At 73.5% G+C, this 11,262-nt stretch carries 9 protein-coding genes; 5 read left to right on the top strand and 4 right to left on the bottom strand.

Annotated features, from left to right (window positions below):
• Positions 1-24: 24 nt before the first annotated feature.
• A complete protein-coding gene (locus Voc01_RS30855) occupies positions 25-1,062 on the top strand; it encodes an iron-siderophore ABC transporter substrate-binding protein (RefSeq protein ID WP_203931123.1) in 1,038 nt (345 codons plus the stop codon).
• A gap of 60 nt (positions 1,063-1,122) precedes the next feature.
• On the opposite strand, the gene Voc01_RS30850 is transcribed toward Voc01_RS30855, so the two are convergent.
• Genes Voc01_RS30850 through Voc01_RS30840 form a run of 3 tightly spaced genes read right to left on the bottom strand, consistent with a single transcriptional unit; the run spans position 1,123 to position 5,942 of the window.
• Positions 1,123-1,911 carry a hypothetical protein gene (locus tag Voc01_RS30850; protein ID WP_203931122.1) on the bottom strand — a complete coding sequence of 263 codons (789 nt, stop codon included), beginning with the start codon at positions 1,909-1,911 and terminating at the stop codon, positions 1,123-1,125.
• A gap of 20 nt (positions 1,912-1,931) precedes the next feature.
• Positions 1,932-3,263, bottom strand: a complete 1,332-nt coding sequence (locus Voc01_RS30845) for a S8 family peptidase (protein ID WP_203931121.1) — start codon at positions 3,261-3,263, stop codon at positions 1,932-1,934.
• A gap of 60 nt (positions 3,264-3,323) precedes the next feature.
• On the bottom strand, positions 3,324-5,942 hold the full coding sequence (locus tag Voc01_RS30840) for a CHAT domain-containing protein (protein WP_203931120.1): 2,619 nt from the start codon (positions 5,940-5,942) through the stop codon (positions 3,324-3,326).
• A gap of 13 nt (positions 5,943-5,955) precedes the next feature.
• On the opposite strand from Voc01_RS30840, the gene Voc01_RS30835 reads away from it, so the two are divergent.
• From Voc01_RS30835 to Voc01_RS30820, 4 genes are all read left to right on the top strand, one after another.
• Complete coding sequence (locus tag Voc01_RS30835) at positions 5,956-6,690, top strand: RNA polymerase sigma factor (protein WP_203931119.1); 735 nt, start codon at positions 5,956-5,958, stop codon at positions 6,688-6,690.
• Positions 6,665-7,138 (top strand): hypothetical protein, encoded by a 474-nt coding sequence (locus tag Voc01_RS30830; RefSeq protein WP_203931118.1) that lies wholly within the window; start codon positions 6,665-6,667, stop codon positions 7,136-7,138. Before Voc01_RS30835 ends, Voc01_RS30830 begins: the two co-directional genes overlap by 26 nt.
• A 63-nt stretch (positions 7,139-7,201) precedes the next feature.
• A complete protein-coding gene (locus Voc01_RS30825) occupies positions 7,202-8,704 on the top strand; it encodes an alkaline phosphatase D family protein (RefSeq protein ID WP_203931117.1) in 1,503 nt (500 codons plus the stop codon).
• A 51-nt stretch (positions 8,705-8,755) separates the two neighbouring features.
• Positions 8,756-9,451, top strand: coding sequence for a hypothetical protein (locus Voc01_RS30820; RefSeq protein ID WP_203931116.1), 696 nt, complete (start codon positions 8,756-8,758; stop codon positions 9,449-9,451).
• Positions 9,452-10,117: 666 nt separating this feature from the next.
• On the opposite strand, the gene Voc01_RS30815 is transcribed toward Voc01_RS30820, so the two are convergent.
• Positions 10,118-11,262, bottom strand: a 1,145-nt coding sequence (locus Voc01_RS30815) for a carboxyl transferase domain-containing protein (protein WP_275423768.1), incomplete at its 5' end; no start/stop codon positions are given.

Below are 11,262 nucleotides of genomic sequence, written 5' to 3'. Positions count from 1 at the left end.
TTCACCTCTCCGGAAGGATCAGCCGTGCGGCTCTTCCCGATCCGGCGCGCCGCGGTGGCCGCGGCAGCCGGGTTCCTCGTCCTCCTCGCCGCGTGCGGCCCGAACAACGACAACGACGGCGGCGGGTCCGACTCGTCGGGTGCGTCCGGTTTCCCCGTGTCGATCGAGAACAAGTTCGGCACGACGACGATCAACTCCGAGCCGAAGCGCATCGTCACCGTCGGCCTGGTGGAGCAGGACGCGCTGCTGGCGCTCGGCATCGTGCCGGTGGGCACCACCGAGTGGTTCGGCGGGAAGCCGGGCGCGATCTGGCCGTGGGCCGAGGACGAGCTGGGCAGCGCGGCGAAACCCGAGGTGCTCACGTTCACCGACGGCATCCAGTTCGAGAAGATCGCGGCGCTGAAGCCCGACCTGATCCTCGCGCTGTACTCCGGCGTCACCGCCGAGGACTACGCGACCCTGTCGAAGATGGCGCCCACCGTGGCGCAGCCGAAGGGTCAGGTCGACTACGGCGTCTCCTGGCAGGAGGCCACGAAGACCGTGGGCCTCGCCGTCGGGAAGAAGGCGCAGGCGGAGAAGCTCGTCGCCGACCTCGACGCCCGCTTCGCGCAGATCCGCAAGGACAACCCGGAGTTCGCGAACGCGACCAGCGTGATGGCCACCACGTACGAGGGCTACTGGGTCTATGGCGCGCAGGACCCCCGCGGCCGCCTGCTGCAGGACATGGGCTTCACGATGCCGGCCGGCCTCGACGCGGTCACCGGTACCGAGTTCGGCGCCAACCTGAGCAAGGAGCGCGTCGACCTGCTCGACGTGAAGGCGATCGTCTGGCTGCTCGACACCTACGACGAGGGCAAGGCGAAGGTCAAGGGCGACCCGCTCTACAACAAGCTCAAGGTGTCCACCGACGAGCGCGAGATCTTCGTCGTCAGCGAGGACCTGGTCGGCGCCTCGATCTCGTTCATCTCGGTGCTGAGCCTGCCGCAGCTGCTGGACAAGCTGGTACCCCAGCTGAAGCTGGCCGTCGACGGCAACCCGGCCACGGCGGTGCAGCGCATCTGACGTACCAGGTTGGACCGGTCCCGCCCCACTGAGCGGGCGGGGCCGGTCCACCCGGGTCGCTCAGGGCGCCCGGCCGGCCGTCCAGGAGTTGCCGTCCCAGTGCGCCTGGCTGCCGTCCTTGAGGTCGACGTACGAGCCCGTCGGCCATCTGGTCAGCGGGTCGGCCGGGAGTTTCGAGGCCGACAGCACCGCGAGGTTCGGCGACGGCTCCGCGCCCCATGGGAGGAACCGCCCGGGCCCACCGGCGGCGACGCTGGTCGGCGGCACCGCCGCCGCGACCTTCGACGTGTCGGTGGGATCCGACCGCCTGCGGTTCTCGGCATCGGCCGACGTCTGCGCCGTCCGGGACCCGAAGTAGAAGCCCACGATCGTCGCGAAGACGCTGGAGACCCCGGCGGTGAGCGTGATGCGCAGCTCGGCCGAGCCCGGCGAGGTCGAGACCACGGTGGTCAGCAGCGACAGCACCACGGCGACGAGGATCGTCAGCGCGACGAGCGTCCGGGTGAGCCCTTCGATGCCCGTGGTCGGCTGGGTCAGGTTTCCCGCGAGCTGGGCCACCCGCTCGTTGTTGACGTCCGGTCGAGCCACCAGGTTCTCCAGCAGCGCGTGACGCTTGTCGTGCACGTGCCTGGCCGTGCGGATGTCGTAGAGGACGGCGAAGACCAGCAACGCGATCAGCACCAGCAGCACGACCCCGACGAACCACGCGGCGCCCTCGGGGTCGAGGCCGCCGAGCCCGCCGCCGGCGGAGGGGTCCGTCGACGGCGTGGCGGAGGGCGAGGGCTGCTCCGACGGAGCCGGCCCCGCACCGGAAGGCTCCGGCACCGGCTGTGCCAGCGGGACGAACACGTCAGCCTCCTTCCGGGTGGTCAGGAGACGGCGGGCAGGATCTTGAACGCCTGCCCGTAGCCCGGGATCGCGGTGCCGGCGGCGCGCAGCGTCGCCCACGCCTGCTTCGGCGTCAGGGTGAGCTGCTGGCAGATGCGCGCGACCGCACCGGCGATCTGCGGCGCGGCGAACGAGGTTCCGCCCCAGACGGCCCAGGCCGACTTCGAGAAGACCTCCGGCACCTGGTCGAAGGCCGGGGACTCCTTGCCCTCGACGAAGGTCGAGCGGATCCCCTCGGCGATGGCCGACGCCGTGACCCACGGACCGTTGCTGGACCAGGTGGCCGGTTGCAGGTCGCGGGTGAGGCCGGCGACCGACACGACGTTGTGCGGGTGGTCGGCGGCCCAGGCGGCCGGGTACACCGGCGTCTGGTTGCCGTCGTTGCCCGCGGCGGCGACGATCAGCACGTCGGGGTACCGCTGGATGATGTCGTCGAGCGCGGCCTTCGTCGCGAGCGGCGGCGGGTCGCCGGCGTCGAGCGTGCAGCCGAGGGACAGGTTCAGGATCCGGCACCCGGCGTCCACCGCACGCAGCATGGCCTCGGCCACCTCGACGTCGGAGCCGAGCCCGTCGGACTTCAACCCCGTGAACACCCGGATCCCGGTACCGGGGGCGACCTGCTGCACGATGCCGGCGACGTGGGTGCCGTGCCCGGCGGCACGGTCGAGGTACCCGTCCTTCGGCAGGACGTCGAGCGGGTCGATCTCCGACGGGGGATCCTTGACCCCGGCCAGCCAGCCGTCCGTGCGGATCTCCCCGCTGACGCCGGTGTCGATGATCCCGACCGTTTCGCCACCGGTGAGCGCGGGAACCGTGTAGTCCTCGTAGCGGCCGGGGCCGAAGGCCAGCTCCGGGGTGTCGCCACTCTTGCCGACGGCGGCGTTGGACACCACGTAGTTCAGCGCGACCGTCAGCTTCCGGCTCCGCAGGTCGGTCACCATGTCGCGCAGGTCCTTCGCCTTGCGGTCGATGTTGCGGAACCGCGCGACCCGGTTGCCCAGCGGACCGTCGATCGGCCGTTCGGCCAGGCCGTTGTTCGCGAGCGCGTCCGTGACGGCCTTGTCCCGCAGCGCCGCCCGGTCTACGAGGACCTCGCCGGCGACGTGGAGGACGGACCTGAACGCCTCGATGTTGTCGACCGCCGGAAGCGTGGACCGGTCCTCGATGAACCGGTCGACGGCCGCCTGCCGGACCAGCACGTTGCCCACCCGACTCAGCTGCTCGACCTGGTGGGCCACCGCCTCCCGGATGGCCGGGGTCGACGGCACGGTGGGGTAGTCGCTCGCGAAGGGTTGGATGGCGTCGAGGTTCATGGCGTTCCTCCGTTCTCGATGACGGAGACAGAGGAGGCCCGCTGTCGGCCCGGTGATACATCAGGCGGCGCCGTGGGCGCTGAACGTGCACCAGTTCACGAACGACGCCGGATCGGCGCGGTCGAGACCGGCCCGCGCCTCGAACAGGGCGTGCGCCATCGTGCGTCCCGCGATCAGGCACCTGTGCAGGGCGTGCATGAGCTCGACCGCCGCCACGTCGGGCACCGGTGCGGCGCTGGCCACGACGCCGGCGGTGCCGCGGGCGAGCAGGGCGCTGACGAAGCCGAGCACCTCGTCGCCGGCGTAGGCCACGTCGGCGCCGGACTGGCACGACGCGAACACCATCCGGTGCGGCGCGGTGCCGTGGCTGACCAGCTCCTGCGCGGTCAGCGGGCCGCCGCTGAGGATCAGCGACGAGAACAGCGGGTTGTCCGACCGCAGCCAGCCGTGGCAGGCGAGGTGCACCAGGCCGGCGCCGTCGAGCAGGCGCATGACCTCGACGGCGGTGCTCTCCGGTGGCGTCACCGTCGTGGCGTCCGGGTACAGGCCGCGCAGCCGGTGGATCTCGTCGGGGGCGCCGGTCAGCGCCGGTCCCTCGACCAGGACCACCGGCCCGGCCCGGCCGGCGGCGGTTGCGGTTGCGGTGCGGGCCCAGAACAGCGCCGACGGCGCGAGCGACACGGGACCGTCGTGCAGCGCCGACCACGGGATGCTCTGCAGGGTGGCGGGCGGCACGATCACCAGTTCGGCGTCGCGGGGGACCCGTACCGGCGCCAGCGTCAGCTCGCGCAGCCGCGTGATCCGGTGGTCGGCGCTCAGCCGGGCCGCGGCCAGGGCCTCGGCCGGCCGGTCCTGGGTCAGCCGGCGCAGGGCGAACCGCAACGCGCGCACGTGCGTGGTGACCGCTTCGGTGTCGCCGAGCGGCACCACGCGGCTGCGCCGCGGCTCGACGACCACGGCCATGAGCTGCCCGCCGAGCCGGCCGTACTCGACGAGCACGCGGTCGCCGAGCAGCTCACGCAGGGGTCCCATACCGATCTTCGCGGCCGGCCGCTCGGCGCCGCCCCGGCCCTGCCACGTCCGGCGCCGGATCCGTGACTCGAGCGCGGCCCGGCGGGTCACCGGCGTGCCCGCGGCGGCGCGGTTCGTCGAGGTGACGGGCGTGTCGGCGCCGTCGTACGCGGCCCGCAGCTCGGCCAGCTCCTCTTCCAGCTCACCGTCGGCGGGCGGCTCGACGGTCAGGAGTGCCGCCGCCCGGGTGCGCTCCATCCAGTCGAGCACGGAGCGCGGCGCGCGTTCGCGGACCACCACCTCGAGCCCGATCTGGCCCAGCTCCACGCCGTGCCCGGAGGCCAGCGCCCGCAGCTCCGCCGACGGCAGCGCGGTGCGGTGCCGGGCGAGGTCGGCCAGGCCGCGCCGGCAGTGGGCGAGCGCGTCGCCGCCGTGCCGCCGCAGCCGCGCCGCGAGCGCCGACGCGACATGACCGGCCAGCCGCACGAGCACCGGCTGCGACCGGGCCAGCTCCGCGGCCCGGCGCAGGGCGCGCACCGCCGTCCGGTCGCGCCGGAGGTCGGCGGCGGCGCGGCCCGCGGTCAGGTGGGCGCGCACGGCCGCGTGCCAGGTGCCGGCGTCGGTCAGCGTGCGGCAGATCCGTTGGGACGCGCGGAGATCGGCCTCGGTGACCCGACCGGCACGGAGCCGGGCCTCGATCTGCACGAGCGCGGCGCGGGCGCGCCAGACGGGACGGCGCTGCCGGTCGAACTCGGCGGCGGCGCGGGCCGAGGCCTGCTGCGCCCCGTCGGTGTCGTCGAGCAGCAGGGCGAGCTGGGCGACCCGCAGTTCGGCCTCGGCGCCCATGAGCGGAACGCCGTTGCTCCGGAACACCTCGACGGCCATCCGCGCGGCCGTGCTCGCCTCGGGCAGCAGCCGCAGGTCCATGAGCGCGTCGGCGTACTCGACGTAGTGCTCGCCCAGCGGTAGGCCGGCCCGCTCGTGCGCCCGCGCCGACTCCTCGAACAGCCGCAGGCCCTCGGAGAGCTGCCCGGACTGCACGGTCACCCAGGCCCGGGTCTCCACGATCATCGCCACCAGCGCGGGTCCGATGCCGGCCGCGACCGGCGCGATCCGGTCGAGCAGCCGTTGGGCGTCGCGGTGGCGGCCGCGCTGGCCGTCGATCATCGCGAGGTTGTTCGACGCGATCACCCGGATCCGGTCGGGTGTGCGGGCGTCGGCGAGCAGCGACCGGTAGGTCCGCGCCGCGTCCGTCAGGCGGCCGACGTTGTGGTGCAGGATCGCGCGCTGGAACGCGAGGTCGGAGGTGCGGTCCGGCGCCACGAGCGGCACGGCGTGGTCGAGGTCGCGCCGTGCCGCCGGGATGCGTCCGAGCTCCTGGTTGACCGCCGCGCGGGTCATCAGCACGTCGGCGAGCGCGTGGTCGAGCCGGTGCCGGCGGGCGATCCGGGCGGCCTCGTCGAGCAGGTCCTTGGCCTCACCGTCGAGGAGGCGGGCCCGCCGTGCCCAGGCGGCGGCGCGCAGCGCGAGCACCAGCGCCTCCGGGTGGGCGGAACCGCGGGCCCGCCGCACCAGGTCGTCGGCTGCCCGCGCCGACCGGACCGGATCCGCGATCACGTCCTCGTACACGCGCCTGGCGTGCAGCGCGAGGTCTTCTCGTTGAGTCACCGGGTCAACTTCCATGGGGACGCTGTCGGACGTATTTTCCCCGGCCGCGGGCGGGTCCTTCCAGTGGGACGCAGTGCTGTTTCAGTCCTCCGGAAGGAGGGATGTCGTGGGAACAGAAGCTGAGAAAGTGTCGGATTACGACCTGTCGGCGCTGGTGCGGGCGGGCATCGACGGTGACGACGACGCCTGGCACGAGCTGGTGCGACGCCACGCGCGGCTGATCGCGATGGTCGTCCGGCAGTACCGCCTCAGCGCGGCCGACGCGCAGGACGTCAGCCAGCTCGTCTGGCTGCGGCTCTTCGAGAACCTCCGCAGCATCCGCGACCCCGACGGGTTGCCGGGCTGGATCCTGACCACCACGCGGCACGAGTGTCAACGGCACGTGCGACGAAAAGATCGAAGCATCGCCATCGATCCGTTGACGCTCGCGACGTTCCGCAGTGAGGATCAGACCGAGCTCGACGGCACGCTGCTGGCGGCCGAACGCCACGAGGTCCTGCTGACGGCGATGGCGGAGCTGCCGCCCCGCCACCAGCAGCTGCTCGCCCTGCTCCTCGTCGACCCGCCGTACCCGTACACAGAGGTCAGCCGGATCCTCGATATTCCGGTCGGCAGTATCGGCCCGACCCGCCGCCGCGCGCTGGAGAAGCTGCGCGAGACGACCGTGGTCCGGGCCTACCTGCGGGCGCACTCCGAGCCCGCGCGGACGGGAGGTGTTCGGGATGCCGCCGCCGAACTGGAACGATGACAACGAGCTGATCCGTGACCTCGGCGCCGCTCTGCGGGCCGGGCCGCCGGGTCGGCCGGACCCGTTGGAGCAGATGGTCATCGACGCCGCCGAGACGGTGCGCCGGTGGCGGACGTCCGATCCGGACCTCGAGCTGGCCGTGCTGCTGTACGATTCCACGCTCGACCGGCGCGTCCTCGTCCGCGACGGCGGGGAGCCGCCGCGCACGCTGGTGTTCGGCCACGGCGGCCGGCACGTCGAGCTCGAGATCGACGACGGGGGGATCGAGGGGCAGCTCGTCCCGCCGCAGCCGGGCACCGTGCGGCTGCAGACCGCCTCCGGCACGTCGGTCGAGACCACGGCCGACGAGGTCGGCTGCTTCCACTTCGAGCTGCCGCACCGGGTGCCGGTGCGCATCGAGTGCGCGGTGGGCGGGGAGCGGCTGCTCACGGAGTGGATCGTCACCTGACGGGTCGGGTGCAGCGGGCCCGAAACCGGGACGGAGGCGGGTGGGCGGGGCTATACCGGTCCCATGAGCACATTCAGCCGCCGCACGTTCGTCCTCAGTGGACTCGCGACGGCCGGAACCGCGCTGATGCCACCGGTGGCCCGGGCCGCCGTGCCGTGCCCGTTCACTCTCGGCATCGCCTCGGGCGACCCGGCGCACGACAGCGTGGTCCTGTGGACCCGGCTCGCCCCGGAGCCGCTCGCACCCGACGGGCGTGGCGGCATGCCGACCGCCGACGTCGGCGTCGACTGGCAGGTGTCCACATCGGACACGTTCGCCACGCTGGTCGCGCAGGGCACGGTGACCGCGCGCCACGCCGACGGCCACTCGGTGCACGTGGTCGCCGGTGGGCTGAAACCCGACGCCGACTACTTCTACCGGTTCCGCGCGCAGGGCCACATCTCGGAGGCGGGCCGCACCCGGACCGCGCCGGCGCCGGGCACGGCCGGACGCGACCTCGTGATGGCGTTCGCCTCGTGCTCGAACCTGGAGCACGGCTGGTTCACCGCGTACCGGCGGATGGCCGAGGACCGTCCCGACCTGATCCTGCACCTGGGCGACTACATCTACGAGGGCCCCGGCAAGCCCGGCCGGGTCCGCACGCACCTCGGCGCCGAGACGGTGACGCTGGCCGACTACCGCCTCCGGTACGCCCAGTACCGGAGCGACCCCGACCTGCGGGCCGCGCACCTCGTCGCGCCGTGGCTGGTGGTGCCCGACGACCACGAGGTCGAGGACGACGTCGCCGGCGCGTCCCGCTTCGACACCGACCCGGCGCTGACCGCCGCCGCCTGGGCGGCCCGGCGCACCGCCGCCTACCGCGCCTACTACGAGAACATGCCGCTGCGGTCGGCGGCGCCGCTGTACCGGCGCGTCCGGTGGGGGACGCTGGCCACGTTCCACATGCTCGACACCCGCCAGTTCCGCGACAGGCAGGCGTGCGGCAACGGCTGGAAGGTCTGCGGTGACGCCGACGCGGCGGCCCGCACCATGACCGGCGCGGCGCAGGAGGCGTGGCTGCTCGACGGCCTCGGCAAGCGGTACGGCACCTGGGACGTCATCGGCCAGCAGGTGTTCTTCGCCCGGCAGCAGAATGCCCGCGGCGCGTCCAACATGGACACCTGGGACGGCTACCGCGCCTCCCGCGCCCGCATCCAGCAGGGCTGGGTCGACCGGCGCGTGCGCAACCCCGTGGTGCTCACCGGTGACGTGCACACCGCCTGGGCCAACGACCTGAAGGCCGACTACGCCGACGGGCGGTCGAAGACGATCGGCACCGAGCTGGTCTGCACCTCGGTCACCTCGCGGGGAGACGGCACCGCGACGACGACGGTCCCGAACGCCGCGACCAACCCGCACCTGCGCTTCTACAGCGACCGGCGCGGCTACGTCCGCACGCGGATCACCCGCACGAAGCTCACGGCCGACTTCCGCGGCCTCGACTCGGTGACGAAGCGCGGGGCGGCGGCGAAGACCCTGAAGTCGTTCGTGATCCTCGACGGGAAGCCCGGTTTGCAGGTGCCCTAGCTCTTGAGGCAGAGCGTTTTGTCCTTCCACGCCCCGGGTAGCCCGGCTGGGATGAGGCGCTCTCTCGGATTGGTCACGGCGACGCTCGCGCTCGTCGTCGTGTCGGCGTGCAAGGTGACCAGCGAGGGCGGCGCCGCGGCCGCCCCGTCGACCTCGATCTCCGCTTCCGGTTCCGGTTCCGCTGTCGCGGGGACCATCCCGACGGCCGCCCTGCTCCAACCCGCCGACCTGAACGGCGCCGAGATGAAGCCGGTCGACGGCGACGCGGGGAAGGCCCTGCGCCCACCCCGCCCGTGCGGCGACGCCCATCCGAGCGATCCCGCCCGTGTGGCGTCGACGGCGGCGACCGCCGTACACCCGTCGGCCGGCGGTGGCGAGTCGACCGCGCCGAGCGTGATCCTGGAGACGATCGTCCGCTACCGGCCGGGCTCCGGTGCGCAGGCCTTCGACGAGCTGACGGCCGCGATCGCCCGCTGCCCCGGCACGGCTGGCACCGACACCCGCGAGTGGCAGAGCCTGGGCCCCCTCGACGCCGGCGACGAGGCGGTGCTGTTCCGCACCAGCACCCAGGTCCGCGCTGACGACCAGGCCACCCTGGCCCCGTGGACCTGGCCGGTGGCGGTAGCCCGCGTGGGAGACGACCTCGTACTGGTGGCCGACCTCGGCTGGGAAACCATGAACGGCGAGGAGACCACGGTCCGCGGTCTGATCACGGCGGCGGTCCAACGGGTACGCGCCACGACCTGACCGGCGTGCCGGTCCACCGCGTGCGGGCCACCAGCTGACCCGCGCACCGGTCCCGCGTGACGCCGTGCCTGCGCCGGTCGCGCCGCGCACCGCCGGTCCCGCGCCGCGCACGCCCACGCCCGTGCTCTCCACCGCGCCGTTCCCGCGCATCCCGCCGCGCCGCGCACCCCGGTCGTGCGCCCACCGTCGCGCTGCCCTCCGCCGCGCTGCCCTCCGCCGCGCCGATCTTGCACTTGTGGCCCCCGCTATAGCCGGACATAACGCGAAATAAGTGAGGCCACAACTGCAAGATCGGCGCGCAAAGGGGCGCGAGGCGCGCGAGGGGTGCGAGGCGCGCGAGGGGTGCGCGAGCGGCGCGGGGCGAAGGGCACGCGGGGGCACCAGGTGCGCGGGGCAGGGCGGGGCAGGGCGGGGCAGGGCAGGGCGGGGCAGGGCGGGGTGGCGCGGGGCACGACGCATGCGGGGGTACCCGGCGCGCGGTGCGAGCAGGGCGGCGCGGGGCGCAAGGCACGCGGGAGCACAAGGCGAGCCAGGTAGCGCGGGGTGCCGCGGCGCGCGGGGCGCCGGGTGCGCCAAGCGCCGCGTGGGAGCGCGCCGCAGCGGCGTGGGGTCAGCGGCGTGGGGTCAGCGGCATGGGGTCAGCGGCGTGGGGTCAGCGGCGTGGGGTCAGAGACGGGACTCGATGGCTTCGATGATCTTCGGGCGGAGGTCCGCCGCGTCGATGACCGCGTCTACCGAACCGACCTCGACGGCGCGTCGGATGTTGTGCACGCGGTCGAACTCGGCGGCTACCTCGCCCAGCTTCTCGGCGTGGACCGAGGAGCGTAGCTCGTCGAGCTCGGCGGCAAGCGCCGCCCGGTCGACCCCGGAGGCGGCCGCGACGCGGGCCTCCAGCTCGCGCATCCGCGGGTCGGCGATGGTGCGGGCGTTGACGTCGCCGGCGAAGACGACGGCCGCGGCGGGGGCGCCGCCGAGCACCGAGGCGAACGAGCCGTCCAGGGCCAGCACGGTCATGCTCGGGTTGAGCGCCTTCGAGAAGACCACGAACGCGCCGCCGTGGTAGCGGGAGATCACGCAGAACACGATCGGACCGCGGAAGTTCACGATCGCCCGCCCGATCTCGGCGCCGTACTCCAGCTGCAGCTTGCGCATCGACTCCGGCGAGCCGTCGAAGCCGGACAGGTTGGCCAGCACCACCAGCGGACGGTTGCCGCTGGCCGCGTTGATCGCGCGGGCGGCCTTCTTCGACGACTGCGGGAACAGCGTGCCGGCGGTGTACGTGTCGGGACCGTCGGCGGGCGGGAACCCCCGCCGCGGCACCGACCGCGACTCGATGCCGAGCAGGCACACCGGGATGCCGCCGAGGTGCACGTCCTGCACCACCGCGGTCTCCGCGTCGGCCATGCCGGCCCAGCGCTCCAGCACCGGGTGGTCCTGGTCCGACAGCGCCCGCATCACCGTGCGGATGTCGAACGCCTTCTTCCGGTCGGGGTTGGTGTCGGCGGAGAAGATCTGCCCGACCGTGGTGAACTCGCTGCCCTCGACGGTGTGCGGGAACGAGCGCACGTCGCGGTCGACCGGGTCGGTGGTCGTGGTGCGGCGCGGCGCCGCCTCGCCCGGCGCGACGTAGGTGTGGTCGTAGTAGGACATGAGGATGTCGCGGGCACCGGCCAGGTCGGGCGCCCAGTACTGGGCCTGCCCGTTCGGGCCCATCACCCGGTCGTAGCCGCCGATGCCGAAGTTGTCCTCGGCCGACACCCCACCGGAGAAGTCCAGCGCCTGCTTGCCGGTGAGCACCATCGTCGAGTCGG

The sequence above is a fragment of the Virgisporangium ochraceum genome, from assembly GCF_016863655.1.
In the GTDB taxonomy this organism is placed as follows: Bacteria; Actinomycetota; Actinomycetes; order Mycobacteriales; family Micromonosporaceae; genus Virgisporangium; species Virgisporangium ochraceum.
The sequence above is the reverse complement of the archived record's forward strand: the minus strand, read 5'-3'. Positions and strand labels throughout refer to the sequence as shown.

What these genes read in the sequence shown, in the direction of transcription:
- Voc01_RS30845 (WP_203931121.1), bottom strand. Translation starts at nt 3,263, where the DNA reads ATGAACCTCGACGCCATCCAACCCTTCGCGAGCGACTACCCCACCGTG.
- Voc01_RS30835 (WP_203931119.1), top strand. Translation starts at nt 5,956, where the DNA reads ATGGGGACGCTGTCGGACGTATTTTCCCCGGCCGCGGGCGGGTCCTTC.
- Voc01_RS30830 (WP_203931118.1), top strand. Translation starts at nt 6,665, where the DNA reads ATGCCGCCGCCGAACTGGAACGATGACAACGAGCTGATCCGTGACCTC.
- Voc01_RS30825 (WP_203931117.1), top strand. Translation starts at nt 7,202, where the DNA reads ATGAGCACATTCAGCCGCCGCACGTTCGTCCTCAGTGGACTCGCGACG.
- Voc01_RS30820 (WP_203931116.1), top strand. Translation starts at nt 8,756, where the DNA reads ATGAGGCGCTCTCTCGGATTGGTCACGGCGACGCTCGCGCTCGTCGTC.